Origin of the sequence: Paenibacillus suaedae, from assembly GCF_032337355.1 — a bacterium.
GTDB lineage: Bacteria > Bacillota > Bacilli > Paenibacillales > Paenibacillaceae > Paenibacillus_B > Paenibacillus_B suaedae.
In genome coordinates this window covers 1,324,502-1,341,122 of sequence record NZ_JAVYAA010000002.1, presented here as the reverse complement: position 1 = coordinate 1,341,122, position 16,621 = coordinate 1,324,502, and the positions used below count along the sequence as shown (strand labels likewise).

Here is a 16,621-nt window from a genome sequence, read left to right as displayed (position 1 = left end):
AACCGGTTCGGGGACAGTGTCAGGTGGGTAGTTTGACTGGGGCGGTCGCCTCCTAAAGAGTAACGGAGGCGCCCCAAGGTTCCCTCAGAATGGTTGGAAATCATTCGAAGAGTGCAAAGGCATAAGGGAGCTTGACTGCGAGACCTACAAGTCGAGCAGGGACGAAAGTCGGGCTTAGTGATCCGGTGGTTCCGCATGGAAGGGCCATCGCTCAACGGATAAAAGCTACCCTGGGGATAACAGGCTTATCTCCCCCAAGAGTCCACATCGACGGGGAGGTTTGGCACCTCGATGTCGGCTCATCGCATCCTGGGGCTGAAGTAGGTCCCAAGGGTTGGGCTGTTCGCCCATTAAAGCGGTACGCGAGCTGGGTTCAGAACGTCGTGAGACAGTTCGGTCCCTATCTGTCGCGGGCGTAGGAAATTTGAGAGGAGCTGTCCTTAGTACGAGAGGACCGGGATGGACGCACCGCTGGTGTACCAGTTGTTCCGCCAGGAGCATAGCTGGGTAGCTATGTGCGGAAGGGATAAGCGCTGAAAGCATCTAAGCGTGAAGCCCCCCTCAAGATGAGATTTCCCAATTAGTAAGACCCCTTGAAGACGACGAGGTAGATAGGTTGGAGGTGGAAGCACAGCAATGTGTGGAGCTGACCAATACTAATCGGTCGAGGGCTTATCCTAAAAGATTAAACCCCAAAAAGTGACGTGAAGCTTTGCAGCAACACCGAAACCTTTTCGGGGGCCCCGGATGAACAATTAGCACTAACTTTCGCATTCAGTTTTCAGGGTGCAATGTTTTGGAGTCTGACTAGTGCAGACGAAGAAACGTACACAGCACTTGGTCGTGCTGAACCTGAATTTCATATTGGCTAATGCCAATGCTGTTTGGTGGCGATGGCGGAGGGGTTCCACGCGTACCCATCCCGAACACGACCGTTAAGCCCTCCAGCGCCGATGGTACTTGGACCGCAGGGTCCCGGGAGAGTAGGACGTCGCCAAGCAGTTAATATTCCCTGATAGCTCAGTTGGTAGAGCACTCGACTGTTAATCGAGTTGTCACAGGTTCGAGTCCTGTTCGGGGAGCCATGGAGAGATGTCCGAGTTTGGTCGAAGGAGCACGATTGGAAATCGTGTAGGCGCCACAAGCGTCTCGAGGGTTCGAATCCCTCTCTCTCCGCCAGTTTGGCCCGTTGGTCAAGGGGTTAAGACACCTCCCTTTCACGGAGGTAACAGGGGTTCGAATCCCCTACGGGTCACCATTTTATGAATGAAATTACGTAGTACAGGGTACTAGTCAACTAGATAGGAACCATCTGAACAGGGTGGGATCATTACATTCAAATTTGTTAGTATCCAGCGTGAATATCGCGGGGTGGAGCAGTTGGTAGCTCGTCGGGCTCATAACCCGAAGGTCGCAGGTTCAAGTCCTGCCCCCGCAACCAAATATGTAATCACTATCTTATATAGGATTGCGATTGAGTTGTTAAGGACACTTAGCTCAGCTGGGAGAGCACCATCTTGACAGGGTGGGGGTCAGCGGTTCGAACCCGTTAGTGTCCACCATAAAGAGCTATGAAATAATTTTTGATAGATTAAGATACATAGCATTTATATGAAATATTATATGGACGCTTAGCTCAGCTGGGAGAGCATCTGCCTTACAAGCAGAGGGTCGGCGGTTCGATCCCGTCAGCGTCCACCATCATATCGCGGGGTGGAGCAGTTGGTAGCTCGTCGGGCTCATAACCCGAAGGTCGCAGGTTCAAGTCCTGCCCCCGCAACCAAATATGGAGCTGTGGTGTAGAGGCCTAACATGCCTGCCTGTCACGCAGGAGACCGCGGGTTCGAATCCCGTCAGCTCCGCCATTTTTCTTCTTGAGAAATGATCAAATTGAATAAGGCCCGTTGGTCAAGGGGTTAAGACACCTCCCTTTCACGGAGGTAACAGGGGTTCGAATCCCCTACGGGTCACCATTTCTCTCTTATGAGAGCCATTAGCTCAGTTGGTAGAGCACCTGACTTTTAATCAGGGTGTCGAAGGTTCGAGTCCTTCATGGCTCACCAGTTTGTGCAATTTTCAGCCTGATGCGGAAGCGTCGGGCTTTTTTTGTCGTTGTTTGAACAAGGAGAGCTGATTCGAGAGAGCGTAAGATGCTCTGAGTACGCAATCTTTGATTTAAGGGTGCTAATTTGTACTACCCCTAGAATTATGATAAGGGCATGCTCTATTGATGTTTTATTCGAAAGACATTATGATTAAAGGAATAGATAACTAACTCCTTTTATAAAAGGGTTTCAATAAGGTGGGACGTTATGGTGGTAGACAAAACCGTTAATATTAAGGAATTCAATCGAAATCGAATATATATGCTGCTGCGGCAAGAAAAAAACTTATCTAAGCAGGATATTGTGCAGCATTTGCAGATTAGCTTACCAACCATTACGCAGAATTTAAATTATTTGCTGCAGGAGAAGCTGATTGCGAATACGGGGAAAATTGGTAATACCGGAGGACGCAATGCACAGGTCTATTCTTATATAAGCGATGCCAAAATCGCTATTGGCTTAGATATTACGCGGAACCATGTCACAACAGTGGTTGTTGATTTAAATGGGGATATTATCCACATAAACAGAAGAAGACAAAAGTTTGAAACCTCGGATCCTTATTTTCAGTTATTGGGAAATATCATTCAGGAGGACATAAAAGAACTGGATATTGACGATTCGAAAATATTAGGTGTCGGCATCGGGGTGCCGGGATTGATTACGGAAGACCACCAGACTGTCTTTTACGGGAAGATCCTGAATTTCACCGGAGAGACGCTGCAGCGCTTCACCAAGTACATACCGTATCCGGCCATTCTTGTGAATGATGCGAATGCGGCTGGGTTCTCGGAAATATGGGCGACGCCGGACACGAAAAATGCATTTTATATTTCTCTTAGCAATAATATTGGCGGAGCCGTTTATATTGGAAATAAAGTGTTTGCCGGAGAGAATCAAAAGAGTGGGGAAATCGGGCATATTACGATCATTCCAGACGGTCTCCCTTGTTATTGCGGTCAAAAGGGCTGCCTTGAGGCATATTGCTCAGCTTCTTTATTAGCAGATACAGCTGATGGGAGTTTGGGGCGTTTTTTTGAGGAGGTACAGGGCGGCAATCGTGAAAAGCTGATCGTTTGGGACAACTATTTGCGCCATCTTTCGATCGCCATTAATAATATTCGCATGCTGTTCGACTGTGACATTATCCTTGGCGGTTACGTAGGGGCTTATATGGAGAATTATATCGATACGTTGAAGAAGCTGGTGGCCAGCCGCAATACGTTCGAAGATCATGCAGATTATGTGCGCATTTGCAGTTATAAAACGGAGGCTATTGCGGCTGGGGCTGCTCTGCCCTTCATCGATCAGTTCATTAATCAAATATAAGAAGATACCAAGCTTACAGCATCGCATGGAGTAGGTCAAGAGGAGTCAAGTTCCTTTACCTGCTTCATGCGTTTTTTTTATCTTTCAATCGGCTGACAAGCAGGAAATGCTTCGCATCTTGTACTGCAAAATAATACTTATTTTTTAATTGCATATTGACAAGAAGGACGAGAGGGAATATCCTTGCATTAAGTAGTTTTATAAAACACTTTAACAAAAGTAATTTACTTATTGGGGAGGCGGATGCATAATGAATCAACAACAATCTACCAGCTTAAAAGCCACGACAGGGAACGTACCAGCAACTATGAAAGCGCTTGTAGCGTATGGGAAGCATGATTACCGCTTTGAAGCCAACTATCCTACGCCTGAATGCGGGCCAGACGATATGATCATTAAAACGGAAGCATGCGGCATTTGCGCAGGAGACTTGAAGTGCATGCATGGCGCAGCAATGTTCTGGGGCGACGAGACACAGCCAGAATGGGTGAAGCCTCCGTTTATTCCGGGGCATGAATTTTTAGGAACAATCGTAGAAATTGGCGAAAATGTAACCGATTTCAAAATTGGGGATCGAGTAACTGCGGATCAGATCGTTCCTTGCCAAGAATGCAGATTTTGCAAAAGAGGGGAGTACTGGATGTGCCAGCCCCATAACATATTCGGTTTCCAAGGCTCGAACAACGGGGGAATGGCGGAATATGTTCGATACCCGAAAACGGCGGTTGTCCATAAGGTGCCTGGACAGATGGAATTGGAGTCTGCGCTGCTGATTGAGCCTTATGCTTGCTCGAAGCATGCCGTGGATCGGGCGCAAATCGGATGCGAGGATGTCGTCGTTATCTCTGGGGCGGGGCCTCTGGGCTTAGGAATGATCACATATGCGAGAATGAAAAATCCAAAAAAATTGATTGTGCTGGATTTGGTTGAGAACCGTTTGGAAAAGGCGAAGGAATTTGGCGCGGATATCGTCCTTAATCCGAAAGAGACGGATGTGGTTCAAGCGATTTTGGATATGACGGAGGGTTACGGTTGCGACATCTACATCGAAGCGACAGGACATCCTTCCAGCGTAACGCAAGGATTGAGCATGATTCGCAAGCTTGGACGCTTCGTGGAATTCAGCGTGTTCGGGGAGCCGACTACCGTGGATTGGTCCATCATCGGAGACCGCAAGGAGCTGGATGTATTGGGATCACATTTGAGCCCATATTGTTACCCATTCGTCATTGAAAATGTTGCAAACGGCAATCTGAAAACGAACGGCATTGTGACTCGCAAGTTCCCGATTGAGCAATGGGAAGAAGCCTTTGAATATGCATCTGGTAAGCATGGTGATTTCAAGGTTGCAATTACGTTCTAAAAAGGGTGAATGCAAAATGGAGAACTATGTAGTTGGAATTGATTATGGCACATTAAGCGCCCGTACGATACTTGTTAACGTATCCACTGGAGAGATAAGTGCTTCTGCAGAGATGAATTATCCTCACGGCGTAATGGATCAGGTGCTGCCGGACGGCGTAACGAAGCTGGGGCCGGATTGGGCTTTGCAGCATCCGCAGGACTATTTACAATGCACCACTGCAACGCTGACAAAGGTTCTGGAAACGAGCGGCATTGATGCCCGTCAGATCATTGGCGTCGGCACCGATTTTACGGAATGCACGATGCTTCCCGTAAAGGCGGATGGAACGCCACTATGCATGCTGGATGCATACAAGAACAATCCGCATGCGTATGTGAAGCTGTGGAAGCACCATGCGGCAGCAGAGGAAGCCAACCGGCTTAATGATATAGCCCGTATGCGGGGCGAGGAATTTTTGGACTTCTACGGTGGGAAAATTTCCTCAGAATGGATGTTTCCAAAAATATGGCAAATTCTTAATGAAGCGCCCGAAATATATGAAGCCGCAGATCGGTTCATGGAGCTTGCCGATTGGATTACACTACAGCTAACTGGCACAGAAACACGAAATAGCTGCACAGCTGGATATAAGGCCATATGGCACAAGCAAAACGGATTTCCATCAAATTCATTTTTGAAAGCGCTCGATCCAAAGCTGGAACACGTCGTTGACGAGAAAATGTCGAGAACCATTTATCCGGTCGGCACAAGAGCTGGATCAATTACAGAAGAGAGCGCAAAATGGACGGGACTGGCTGCGGGGACAGCGGTATCCGTAGGAATAGGCGATGCCCATTGCGCCGTAATCGGCTGCGGGATTACGACTCCCGATATTTTACTAATGGTGATGGGGACATCCGGCTGCGACATGCTGGTCAGTGAAACGGCAGTGAAGGTGCCGGGCATTAGCGGCATTTGCGAGGACGGCATTTTGCCTGGGTTCTACGGCTATGAGGCAGGACAATCCTGCATGGGAGACCATTTCTCATGGTTCGCGAATCACTGTGTGCCAGAGCGCCTAGGGCAAGAGGCCAGAGCTGCGAACAAGCATGTGCTGCAGCTTCTCAATGAGAAGGCAGAGAAGATTAAGCCCGGCGCCAGCGGCTTGATTGCGCTGGATTGGTGGAATGGGAACCGTTCCGTTCTGGTGGATGCGGATCTGACAGGATCAATGTTCGGCATGACGACGGCTACGACAGCCGAAGAAATGTACAAAGCATTGGTTGAAGCAGTTGCATTCGGGAAGCGGATGATTATTGAGAACTTTGTACAGCACGGAGTTCCGATTGCCAAAATCATGGCTACAGGCGGGATTGCGGAAAAAAGCCCATTCATTATGCAGACCTTCGCGGACATCATCGGCATGCCGATTCACGTCGCGGCAACTCAGCAAGGAACAGCGATGGGGGCCGCCATGCTCGGAGCCGTAGCGGCAGGCAGTACTAATGGAGGATACGACTCCATTCAGCAGGCTGGGAAAGCAATGGGTGGAGGCATTAAGAAAACGTATGAGCCGCAAGGTAAGCACCGGGAGATTTATAATCGACTCTATGCCCAGTATGTGCGGCTGCATGATTATTTTGGTCGCAATAAACAGAGTCCGATTAAACAATTGAAAGCGATTAAATTGGAAGTGATGGGTGGAGAGAGTTCAAATTAACATCTTTATAGAATAGCTGCATTACGGACAGTAGAAGAAGGAATAGATCATCCAGGAAAGAAGTGATGCACTTGAAAGACAAACATATTTTGGACAAAATAGGTATTCCTTCATCTCTAGCTTGGGGCTATCTCGGCATTCTGATCTTTATGATGGGGGATGGTCTGGAGCAGGGATGGTTAAGCCCATATCTGGTTGAACAGGGACTCACCGTACAGCAATCCGGCATTTTATTTACGGTATACGGGGTTACGATTGCATTGTCTTCTTTCCTGTCCGGATTATTCGTTGACGCGATTGGACCTAAAAAAGCAATGTTGACCGGGTTAATTCTATACATTCTCGGTTCCGTAGGCTTTATTGGTTTAGGAATTACCCAGCTTTCATTTGCAACGATGCTGCCGACGTATGCGTTTAAGGGTCTCGGCTATCCTTTGTTCGCATACTCGTTCCTCGTCTGGATCGCTTATCAGACACCTCAGAAGAAGCTGGGAACGGCTGTCGGCTGGTTCTGGTTCGTGTTCACTGGGGGCATGAACGTACTCGGCGCATACTATTCCACCTGGGCATTGAAGCACCTGGGGCATATCAATACACTATGGAGTGCAATCGTATGGGTACTGCTTGGGGCATTGTTCGCACTGGTCATCAATCCCGGCGGCAAGCTGGATAAGGCCAAGGCAGAACAGCATGACAACAAAGTAAAAGAGCTTGCCAAAGGATTGGCAATTGTCAAAAAGGAACCGAAAATCGTATTGGTCGGCTTAGTTCGCATCATCAATACGGCTGCACAATTCGGCTTCCCCATATATATGCCGCTATACATGGAGAGTCATGGCATTAGCATTTCATCCTGGCTGCATCTATGGGCTATGATTTTTATCGGAAACATCGCGTTCAACCTGCTGTTTGGCATTGTGGGCGATAAGCTTGGCTGGAGAAATACGGTAATGTGGTTTGGATGTGCAGGCTCGGCCTTCTTTACGATTTTACTCTTTTACGTTCCTCAACTTGCGGCAGGCAATGTATGGCTTGTGCAAATTGTCGGGATCTTGTGGGGCGGATGTCTGGCAGGCTTCGTGCCATTGTCTGCGATAGCCCCGTCTTTGGTAAAGGAAGAAAAGGGTGCAGCGATGTCAATCTTAAACCTGGGCGCGGGATTGAGCGCATTCGTTGGTCCAGCTCTTGTTGCTTTATTTATTGGAAGCCTCGGTTACGCCGGCATTACGTGGCTATTCGCTGGGCTATTTGCAGCAGCAGGCGTTATGATGATTTTTGTCACGCTCCCTGCTGAGGACAAAACAACGAAGGACGCGAGTGCACACACCGAAATTGTAAGCGCTTAATAAGGTTACCTAAAAAAGCAGCTCTTCTCCACTTGGGAGAGGGCTGCTTTTATCATAATGCTAGCGATCAATTTTCTGGTAACTATTGTTTGTTCGGTATAAGGTAGGACTGATTCCATACACGTAGGTAAACTGATTTGAGAAGTAATGGATTGAATCGTAGCCCAACATTAGTGCGATTTCCGTAATTGATTGGCGGCTTTCCATCAACAAAACGGCCGCCTTTTTCATGCGAGCCTGCAGCAAATACGCTTTAGGCGATGCTCCTGTCTCTTGCTTGAAAAGCCGATAAAATTGGGACTTTTCCAGCCCGCATTCGCTGCACCAGTAATCAACCGAATGCCGCTGCTCGGGATGTTCGTCCATTCGCTCCAAGATTCGAGCTATGCGATAATCCGTAGGATTGGGCAATCTGCTTGCATCGTACCATTGAATCAGCCAGGAGTAAAAACTAGCTGATGCAGCCTGCTTCGTATAGCAGCCGCGCCGATTATATGCGGTAAGCACATGCTTCATCAGCTCAATGAAGTAAGGATAAGGGCGAAGCGAAGTGCAGGTCGGCAATGATTCCAGTTCTGAGCAAGGGTTATGTGCGGTTAACCACCTCGGATCGAATTCATCCCATTCATAAGCAAAGGTAGGCTGGTTCGGCGGAGGAGCCTCCCATAGATCGCAGTAGATATTACATGCATTCATCGTTTCATTTGGTGCATGCTCGAAGGAATGCCATTGTCCAGGGCGGACAAAGATGAGCGTGCCGTTCGCGACCGCATATCGTTGGTCATCTATCGTCATATGGCCATGGCCGTCCAAGAATAAGTGGAATGCATAGCTGTATCCTCTGCGCAACTGTTCCTCTCGCGTTCCTCGGTAATTATACATATGCGCTGCACGGATGTATGGCCTTATATCCGCAATGGTCATCATGCCTATCCCTCCGGTTCGTTAGCGGAAATTTTTATAACTGACAGGAACTTGTTATAAATACGAGCAGCTAGGAACATGATACTATGTTTGCAGAGTTATGTCATGATAGGGGAAGTCTTGAAATGAGAATGATGACAGCATGTATTGGCGAGGAGGAACAATAATGGTTGATTTGGGCAAGGTGTTAGTAGAGGAATCACGAGGCGGTTGGTTGGAATGTGCATATACAGGACATATTGTAGGTGTTAACGAACAAGCTGAGACACTATTCCATGTTGGCGACCCTGACTATGTAAGCTTTATGCGCTCTTCTTCGAAGCCGGTGCAGGCGCTCCCTGCTTTGTTAGCAGGTGTTCCGGAGCATTACGGATTAAGTGAGGAAGAGATCGTCTTAATGACTGCATCTCATCGTGCACAGCAGTTCCATGTACAAGCACTGGAATCGTTCATGAAGAAGACGGGGATCACTGAGGATCAATTCGTATGCAAGCCTACCTATCCACTGAATGGCGCTGCGAGGGACGAGCGGATTGCCAACGGGCAGCCACCGCGCTCCTTATATCACAACTGCTCGGGCAAGCACTTAGGTGTTCTGGCATTATGCAAGATGATGGGGTGGCCAACCGATAATTATGCAGAACCGGAGCATCCCGTTCAGCAGAAGGTGCTACGCTTGATGTCTCAGCTTGCTGATGTGCCAGCCCGGCAAATTAAATTAGGAACGGATGGCTGCGGGTTCCCGGTATATGCGATTCCAATTCGCAATATAGCCCTCTTGTATTTGAGATTGGCTTGTCCGGATTTAATTGCAGATGAGGAAGTGCGCAGAGCGATTACACGCTTGACGAGTCTAATGAACAAACATCCATTCTATGTATCCGGAACGGAGCTTATTTGTCCAACACTGCTGCAGGATCCGAATATCGTAGCGAAAGGCGGAGCCAAAGGCATCTATTGCTTCGGCTTGCGCGAGCAGAGAATAGGGATAGCCTTCAAAGTGATGGACGGATCGGAAGATCAATGGCCGATCATTGCTGCTGACATTTTAGAGCAGATTCAATACCCGACGACAGCAACCATCGAACGCTTAAAAAAGCTGAGCCCTGCGGAGACGAAAAACGACAATTCGAGGGTAGTAGGAATTCGCAAGCCTGCTTTTACACTTGAGTGGGTTAGATCATAAGAAACTAAGAACATACTATTAGAACCTGCTTGTATGAGCTGAGATATGGCTTGGCAAGCAGGTTTTTTGACAAGAAAAAAATACCACCAAGAAATCTTTAAAAAAGATTTGCAATTCAATTATCAGTCTGATATATTATTACTTGTCCTTGTTGAACGGCAACGACGACAACGAAGCAAATGAAGTTGTACAGATTGGTTAACACAATAATATGCGGACATAGCTCAGTGGTAGAGTATCGCCTTGCCAAGGCGAGGGTCGCGAGTTCGAATCTCGTTGTCCGCTCCAGAATATGCGCCCTTAGCTCAGCTGGATAGAGCGTTTGACTACGAATCAAAAGGCCGGGAGTTCGAATCTCTCAGGGCGCGCCACTTAATTTCATAATGGATTATTTCTACTAAGCCGGTGTGGCGGAATTGGCAGACGCGCGCGACTCAAAATCGTGAGGGAAACCGTGGAGGTTCGAGTCCTCTCACCGGCACCATCCATTCGGGACGTAGCTCAGCTTGGTAGAGCACCTGGTTTGGGACCAGGGGGTCGCATGTTCAAATCGTGTCGTCCCGACCATTATCATCAACCGTCGGTTATAACCGACGGTTTTTGCTATTCTAATCCTTCTTTTTTTCCACCCTTCCTTCCTAGATGATTTTTCAACTTTTTTCAATTTCTCTTGAACGATTCTTAATGCTAATACGTAATATAGATGCTTTGCGCAAAGCTCGTTGCGTTATGATATTAAAGAAAGGAGGCGAATACATGTCTGAGCAGCATCGGATAGAGCGAGCAGTCAGAGGAGACATGGATGAACTTGCTGTGCTGCTGCATGAGAATTACTCCTTTCTATATAAATATGCCTTGAAATTAACGATGAGTTCTTCGAATGCTGAAGATTTGGTTCAAGACACGATGGTGAGGTGTATGGAGAAGATTCATACGTACAATGGGAGTTCACGATTCTCGTCATGGCTAATTACGATTGCGACACGCCTGTTTTATGACAAGATGCGCCGCAAGAAAGTGGAGAGCAAATGGCGAGAGCAGGAACAAGCTGTACGTCAGCTGCGCTATCAAATGGAATCAAGCAATATGGAGTGGACGGCAGCGCTGGAGCTCCTTGGTGAGTTGTCCTACGAACAGAGGACTCCAATTGTGTTGAAATATTATTATGGATATCAGGTTAATGAAATTGCAGAAATGTTGAACGTTCAAGCAGGTACGATAAAATCACGCATGCACTATGGCTTGGAGAAGCTGCGGAAGGAGTGGAAGCAAGATGAGTGAGAAGCAAGATAACAAGAAAGGACATGTAGATTCTCTACATCAAGTACCGATGTCCAATCATGCTACACATCCGGAACAGGACTCGGTGTGGGAGGAGAGACTGCATCCTCACTGGGAACACTTAGATGAATGGAGTGATCGCCATTCTCCGCATCCGAGTGCTGCCCACATCCAGCAGGTATTGCTTCAGGCGAAGAAGAGGAACCGTAAACGGCTGTGGAAAGAACTGCTTGTCTTATGGAGTGCTGCATTGCTGCTAGTTGGCGGCGGGTGCAGTCTTGCCCAAGCGAATTGGTATATCTATGTCTGGATGCAGCTCATTTCCCTGTGTGGCGCAGTTCTTATTTGGGCAATTTGTATCCATCCGAGCAATGGGAGTGAGCAGAATGAATAATGGTACTGAGAATGTCCCTTGGTGGGTCTGGGTTCTAATTGGAATCATTCTGCTCATTCAAGGAACTTGGTTGTTTTTGGATGCTCGCAGGCGGAATAAGTACCCTTGGTTCTGGGGGATCTGGGGATTCACGGGAACCCCTCTCCCGCTGCTTGTCTATATATGCTTCGTTATTCGGCCGTGGAGAAAATTGAAATGAAGGAACAGACAGATTAATTGTATAACTTCCCCTTTATCTGGGCCACACTATAAGAAAAGCCTCCAAGTATATAAGTGCGTGTTCAAAAAGACCGGTTTTCAACACCGAGAAGATTGGATGAAGCTAGGGCCTGAGGAGCGGAATGTACGTTTTAGGTACATGAGCACCGGAAGGTCCGGCTGAATTCAAGATTCGATGCCGAGTCCACTTCATGATTTACTTCGTGATCAAAAGCGGACTTTTTGAACAACATCTATAAGTGATGATTCTGGCGGCTTTTTCTTGTGAGCAAAGCAAGATGATTCTGGCATCGTGGAATCAAATGCTTTACTCAAATTAACAAGCAGTTAGAGGGGATTACTTATGGCTCGAGAACACCGTACCGTCTCTAGGTTCTATTTTCGAGTGAAGCAATGGAAGAAGCGTTTGCGGCGCTTCCGCAAGCCGATATGGTCTTTGGCTGCAATTGTGTTGTTCGTAGCGGTAGTTGCCATTGGGATACAGTTGTCTGATCGTGTGCGCAGTATGCTGGCGGACTATGATAAGCCATCTTCGATTGAGACCTTCGCCTTATGGAAGGATAATGAGTCTAAGCTTAATGAATCAGCCCAGCTTGTGATCGCGCAGTTGGTTCAGCAGGATGAACAGCGTGAAGTTATTGCTCGCAAGCAATATATATGCGGAAAAAATGATGAAGTGTTGGGTGCAAAGCCAACACGTGACATTATTCAGCTCGTGCTCAACCATCCAGACTGGTCGGTATCCATGGATGCAAACGGACGGGTGATCCTGGAGGAACAGGTTGAAGAGTTGTCAGGTACATGCAAGGATAAGGCGCATATTAGTCTCGATAAGGATGGGAATCTGACGTTGTATGACGGTCCGCCTGAAGGTGGAAAGGTGATACGTACATTTTTCCAATTGGATGTAGAGTCCATGGAGAGTTCGCTTCCTCCGAAGGTAATGAAGCAGCTATATCAAGGGATCCGCATTACAGATGTCGATGCTTATCATAGTGTGCTGTCTACGTTTAGCGATTATGCGATCGAAGAGACGAAGAAAGTCATGAAACCAACCCACTCGAATGAACGTATTACAAAATAGAGGCAGTAACAAGTAGGACGCCGTAACCGACGTCCTTCTTTTTTTGTATATTCTCGGGTTTAGGTCATGAAATGTAACATAAAGAAAAATGGTATGGATTGCCCTTAGCCACCTACAAAAAAAATGTCGGTTTGCGGTCATAATAATTGTACAGCGGAAAGGGGAATGCCAATGGAACTTATTCTCATGTTGCTCATCATTTTGGCTTCGACAAAGATCGCAGGTGATCTCACTGTACGATTGGGTCAACCAGCCGTACTTGGTAAACTCATTGTGGGGATAATTATCGGCCCAGCTGTGCTCGGATGGGTTTCAGACGGTGAACTAATTAAGGAAATGGCGGAAGTTGGCGTCATTTTGCTTATGTTCATTGCTGGTCTGGAGACAGATTTGGATGAATTGAAGAAGAATTGGAAGGCGGCGTTCGCAGTAGCAATCGGCGGGGTCATTCTTCCTTTTATCGGTGGATATAGTGGTGGTCTGTTGTTCGGATTAGATTCGAACCAATCCATGTTTGTTGGTCTGCTGCTCTGCGCTACATCGGTAAGTATTTCGGTACAGACACTGAAGGATCTAGGACAGCTTAGCACTAGGGAAGGTACGACCATTCTTGGTGCAGCCGTCGTGGATGACATCCTGGTTGTCATACTTCTTGCCTTCATGCTCAGCTTGCTCGGTGCAGGCGGTGGCGCTTCAATCGGACTTATTATCGGGAAAAAAGTTCTTTTCTTCGTAGTAGCAATACTAGCAGGGATTTATGTAGTGCCTCGAGTGATGAAGTGGCTTGCACCGCTTCGCGTTACCGAAGCTGTTATTAGTGCGGCACTTATTATTTGTTTTGCCTTTTCTTACTTTGCAGACTATTTGGGCGTTGCAGGCATTATCGGTGCATTCGCTGCCGGGATTGCCATCTCGCAGACGAAGTTCAAGCATGAGGTAGAACATCGCCTTGAGCCAATTGCTTACGGTATCTTCGTACCAATCTTCTTCGTAAGTGTTGGGATTAATGTCAACTTCGAAGGCCTCGGGGAGTATGTATGGTTTATTGTACTGTTTACCGTTATTGCAATTGTAACGAAGCTGTTCGGCTGTGGATTGGGAGCTCGACTGACTGGATTTGATCGCAAGAGTGCGATCGGGATCGGCTCCGGAATGGTATCCCGCGGTGAGGTTGCACTTATTATTGCAACGACGGGTCTTGAAGGCGCCTTGTTCGATAAAGTGTATTTCACACCATTCGTTATTGTCATCATTATGACGACATTGGTGACGCCTCCGATGTTGAAGATAGCATTCCGTCATTCTACAACTGAGACAGCGGCAAATCAAGTATCAGCTGGGAAGTAATCGGCCGTAAGTAGGCTGTTTTCCCTGCAAACATCATAGGAATGACTCATTCTCTTCTTCACGATCTATGTTATAATGGAGTGAACACATATGTTCGCTTACTGGTACATGGATGCGGTGAGGGAGAGATTTTTTTTGCGTATTTTGGGGATTGACCCAGGGATTGCGATTGCAGGATTTGGGTTTGTAGATAAACAAGGAAGTCGGATTGTACCTGTACAATATGGCTGTATTCAGACAGAACCTTCGACAGCGCCGGAGATGCGGCTGCTGCAGGTGTATGAAGCTACGGAGCAGCTGCTAGACAAGTATAAACCAGATTCTATGGGAATAGAGAAATTGTTCTTCAATCGAAATGTCACGAATGCGTTTGCTGTTGGACAAGCACGCGGTGTTATCATTCTAGCAGCTGCCAAGCGCGGCATACCGATTGCAGAATATACGCCCATGCAGGTGAAGCAGGCTGTTGTTGGTTATGGGAAGGCAGAGAAGAAGCAGGTTCAAGAGATGGTGAAGCTGTTCTTGAAGCTGAAGGAGATACCGAAGCCCGATGATGTTGCTGATGCTCTTGCGGTGGCGATATGCCATGCGCATTCGAGTGGGCTTAATGACAAATTGAATGGAGTATGGCGATCATGATCGATTTTTTGCGTGGACAGGTTGCTCATTTAGAAACCGAATATATCGTCTTGGATGTTCAAGGCGTTGGGTACCGTGTCTTTACCCCGAATCCCTATGCTTTTGCAAAGCAGGAAGGGGCAGTCACCGTATATATTCATTATCATGTGCGTGAGGATGCAACATTGCTCTTTGGATTCAGCTCGCGAGAGGAGCAGAAGCTATTCCGCAGGCTGATCGATGTGAACGGAGTAGGGCCGAAGGTAGCGCTTGGCATTCTAGCAGGCTGTGGCAAGCCGGAAGCAGTTGTAACTGCCATTCAGCAAGAGAATATTGTGTTCTTAACGAAGCTGCCGGGTATCGGCAAGAAGACGGCTCAGCGTATCATTCTGGATCTGAAGGATAAGCTGGACGGTATCGGACTGGATATCCATCCGGACGCCTTGTTCATGAATGTCACAGTAGCAGACGATGACAGTGTGGACGGCAATGTATGGTCAGAGGCTAGAGAAGCACTCAAAGCATTGGGATATACAGAGACAGAACTTGATCGTGTATGGAATGACTTGCAACATCGCATTCATGCGGATGAAAGTGTAGATTCTTTAATGAAGAAGGCGCTGCAGGCGTTGTTTAAAGGATAAGAAAGGCGGTTAAGATGGAAGAGCACGAACGCATCATATCAGCCAATTGCATGATGGAAGATCAGGCAGTCGAGTTAAGCCTAAGACCGCGTTATTTGTCCGAGTATATCGGTCAGTCGCAGGTGAAGGATAATTTGAAGGTTTTCATTGAAGCTGCTAAGCTCCGCAAGGAAGCGCTTGACCATGTCCTGCTGTATGGACCTCCTGGTCTTGGAAAGACGACCTTATCTAACATTATTGCCAATGAGCTTGGCGTAAATATTCGTACGACTTCGGGGCCGGCGATTGAGAGACCGGGCGATCTCGCGGCATTGCTAACGAACTTGCAGGAAGGGGATGTCCTCTTCATAGACGAGATTCATAGACTGCATCGGACTGTAGAAGAAGTATTGTATCCGGCTATGGAGGACTTTGCACTCGATATTATTATCGGGAAGGGGCCGAGCGCCAGATCCGTTCGTCTGGATCTGCCGAAGTTCACCTTGATCGGTGCCACAACTAGAGCGGGATTACTCTCGGCTCCGCTTCGTGATCGCTTCGGTGTTGTGAGCCGCTTGGAGTTCTACAATAAGGATGAATTGAGCTATATCGTGTCGCGTGCCGCGGACATATTGGAAGTCCAAATTGTGGGGGAAGCAGCGGATGAGATTGCTGTTCGATCAAGAGGGACGCCGCGGATTGCTAACCGATTATTAAAGCGGGTGAGAGATTTTGCGCAAGTACGTGGTGATGGCATCATTACCGCAGCCATTGCGAAGGAATCGCTGCGCCTTATTCAGGTTGATCCACTTGGCCTTGATCAAATTGATCACAAAATGCTGCGCACGATGATTACGAATTTCCGTGGAGGCCCAGTAGGGCTGGATACGATTGCGGCAACGATTGGCGAAGAGAGCCAGACCATCGAGGATGTATACGAGCCGTATTTGCTGCAAATCGGTTTTCTTCAGCGGACACCTCGGGGTAGAATGGTTACCCCTCAAGCCTATACTCATTTAGGATTGCCTATACCGGAACAAAATTAAGTAAAACGCGTACAAATTGGCGTATGCAGAGGAGACGTGACAGAGGAAAGGAAT

14 protein-coding genes, 14 tRNA genes and 2 rRNA genes are annotated in these 16,621 nt (G+C 47.6%); 29 read left to right on the top strand and 1 reads right to left on the bottom strand.

Going from position 1 to position 16,621, the window contains the following annotated elements; genetic code table 11:
- The 16 genes from RQP50_RS13695 to RQP50_RS13620 all read left to right on the top strand — a co-directional run.
- Window positions 1–680 (top strand): 23S ribosomal RNA (locus RQP50_RS13695); the annotation flags it as partial.
- 203 nt (window positions 681–883) lie between these two features.
- Window positions 884–1,000 (top strand): 5S ribosomal RNA (rrf, locus tag RQP50_RS13690).
- A gap of 9 nt (window positions 1,001–1,009) precedes the next feature.
- A tRNA-Asn gene (locus tag RQP50_RS13685) sits at window positions 1,010–1,085 on the top strand.
- Between the two features lies 1 nt (window position 1,086).
- A tRNA-Ser gene (locus RQP50_RS13680) sits at window positions 1,087–1,179 on the top strand.
- Between the two features lie 4 nt (window positions 1,180–1,183).
- A tRNA-Glu gene (locus RQP50_RS13675) sits at window positions 1,184–1,258 on the top strand.
- A 107-nt stretch (window positions 1,259–1,365) separates the two neighbouring features.
- Window positions 1,366–1,441 (top strand) — tRNA-Met (locus RQP50_RS13670).
- Between the two features lie 45 nt (window positions 1,442–1,486).
- Window positions 1,487–1,562 (top strand) — tRNA-Val (locus tag RQP50_RS13665).
- A 63-nt stretch (window positions 1,563–1,625) separates the two neighbouring features.
- Window positions 1,626–1,701: transfer RNA gene (locus RQP50_RS13660), tRNA-Val, on the top strand.
- A gap of 6 nt (window positions 1,702–1,707) precedes the next feature.
- Window positions 1,708–1,783: transfer RNA gene (locus tag RQP50_RS13655), tRNA-Met, on the top strand.
- 5 nt (window positions 1,784–1,788) lie between these two features.
- Window positions 1,789–1,865: transfer RNA gene (locus tag RQP50_RS13650), tRNA-Asp, on the top strand.
- Between the two features lie 33 nt (window positions 1,866–1,898).
- Window positions 1,899–1,973: transfer RNA gene (locus RQP50_RS13645), tRNA-Glu, on the top strand.
- 14 nt (window positions 1,974–1,987) lie between these two features.
- Window positions 1,988–2,063 (top strand) — tRNA-Lys (locus RQP50_RS13640).
- Window positions 2,064–2,312: 249 nt separating this feature from the next.
- On the top strand, window positions 2,313–3,434 hold the full coding sequence (locus RQP50_RS13635) for an ROK family protein (protein WP_072730341.1): 1,122 nt from the start codon (window positions 2,313–2,315) through the stop codon (window positions 3,432–3,434).
- A 250-nt stretch (window positions 3,435–3,684) separates the two neighbouring features.
- The gene (locus tag RQP50_RS13630; protein ID WP_315745740.1) at window positions 3,685–4,797 is read left to right on the top strand and encodes an MDR/zinc-dependent alcohol dehydrogenase-like family protein; all 1,113 of its coding nucleotides are present in this window, start codon (window positions 3,685–3,687) and stop codon (window positions 4,795–4,797) included.
- Window positions 4,798–4,813: 16 nt separating this feature from the next.
- On the top strand, window positions 4,814–6,499 hold the full coding sequence (locus RQP50_RS13625) for a ribulokinase (protein ID WP_072730343.1): 1,686 nt from the start codon (window positions 4,814–4,816) through the stop codon (window positions 6,497–6,499).
- A gap of 65 nt (window positions 6,500–6,564) precedes the next feature.
- The gene (locus RQP50_RS13620; RefSeq protein ID WP_315745739.1) at window positions 6,565–7,845 is read left to right on the top strand and encodes an MFS transporter; all 1,281 of its coding nucleotides are present in this window, start codon (window positions 6,565–6,567) and stop codon (window positions 7,843–7,845) included.
- A 60-nt stretch (window positions 7,846–7,905) separates the two neighbouring features.
- Here the strand turns inward: RQP50_RS13620 and RQP50_RS13615 are convergent, their stop codons facing one another.
- Entirely contained in the window at window positions 7,906–8,772 is an 867-nt protein-coding gene (locus RQP50_RS13615) for an AraC family transcriptional regulator (protein ID WP_072730345.1), read from the bottom strand.
- Between the two features lie 163 nt (window positions 8,773–8,935).
- Between RQP50_RS13615 and RQP50_RS13610 the strand changes: the two genes are divergently transcribed.
- From RQP50_RS13610 to ruvB, 13 genes are all read left to right on the top strand, one after another.
- Entirely contained in the window at window positions 8,936–9,955 is a 1,020-nt protein-coding gene (locus tag RQP50_RS13610; RefSeq protein ID WP_315745738.1) for an asparaginase, read from the top strand.
- A 213-nt stretch (window positions 9,956–10,168) separates the two neighbouring features.
- Window positions 10,169–10,243, top strand: a tRNA-Gly gene (locus RQP50_RS13605).
- A 6-nt stretch (window positions 10,244–10,249) separates the two neighbouring features.
- Window positions 10,250–10,326: transfer RNA gene (locus RQP50_RS13600), tRNA-Arg, on the top strand.
- A gap of 30 nt (window positions 10,327–10,356) precedes the next feature.
- Window positions 10,357–10,439 (top strand) — tRNA-Leu (locus tag RQP50_RS13595).
- A gap of 6 nt (window positions 10,440–10,445) precedes the next feature.
- Window positions 10,446–10,522: transfer RNA gene (locus RQP50_RS13590), tRNA-Pro, on the top strand.
- Between the two features lie 189 nt (window positions 10,523–10,711).
- Window positions 10,712–11,236: an RNA polymerase sigma factor SigY gene (gene sigY / locus RQP50_RS13585; RefSeq protein WP_072730347.1), complete on the top strand. Its 525-nt coding sequence runs from the start codon at window positions 10,712–10,714 to the stop codon at window positions 11,234–11,236.
- The gene (locus RQP50_RS13580; protein WP_072730348.1) at window positions 11,229–11,630 is read left to right on the top strand and encodes a YxlC family protein; all 402 of its coding nucleotides are present in this window, start codon (window positions 11,229–11,231) and stop codon (window positions 11,628–11,630) included. Before sigY ends, RQP50_RS13580 begins: the two co-directional genes overlap by 8 nt.
- Window positions 11,623–11,829: a hypothetical protein gene (locus RQP50_RS13575; RefSeq protein ID WP_021257042.1), complete on the top strand. Its 207-nt coding sequence runs from the start codon at window positions 11,623–11,625 to the stop codon at window positions 11,827–11,829. Before RQP50_RS13580 ends, RQP50_RS13575 begins: the two co-directional genes overlap by 8 nt.
- A 363-nt stretch (window positions 11,830–12,192) precedes the next feature.
- Window positions 12,193–12,933: a BofC C-terminal domain-containing protein gene (locus RQP50_RS13570; protein ID WP_072730349.1), complete on the top strand. Its 741-nt coding sequence runs from the start codon at window positions 12,193–12,195 to the stop codon at window positions 12,931–12,933.
- A gap of 171 nt (window positions 12,934–13,104) precedes the next feature.
- Window positions 13,105–14,280, top strand: coding sequence for a cation:proton antiporter (locus RQP50_RS13565; protein WP_072730350.1), 1,176 nt, complete (start codon window positions 13,105–13,107; stop codon window positions 14,278–14,280).
- 135 nt (window positions 14,281–14,415) lie between these two features.
- Entirely contained in the window at window positions 14,416–14,919 is a 504-nt protein-coding gene (gene ruvC / locus RQP50_RS13560; protein WP_036592604.1) for a crossover junction endodeoxyribonuclease RuvC, read from the top strand.
- Entirely contained in the window at window positions 14,916–15,542 is a 627-nt protein-coding gene (gene ruvA / locus RQP50_RS13555; RefSeq protein WP_021257038.1) for a Holliday junction branch migration protein RuvA, read from the top strand. Before ruvC ends, ruvA begins: the two co-directional genes overlap by 4 nt.
- 14 nt (window positions 15,543–15,556) lie before the next feature.
- Window positions 15,557–16,567 (top strand): Holliday junction branch migration DNA helicase RuvB, encoded by a 1,011-nt coding sequence (ruvB, locus tag RQP50_RS13550; RefSeq protein WP_021257037.1) that lies wholly within the window; start codon window positions 15,557–15,559, stop codon window positions 16,565–16,567.
- Window positions 16,568–16,621 lie beyond the last annotated feature (54 nt).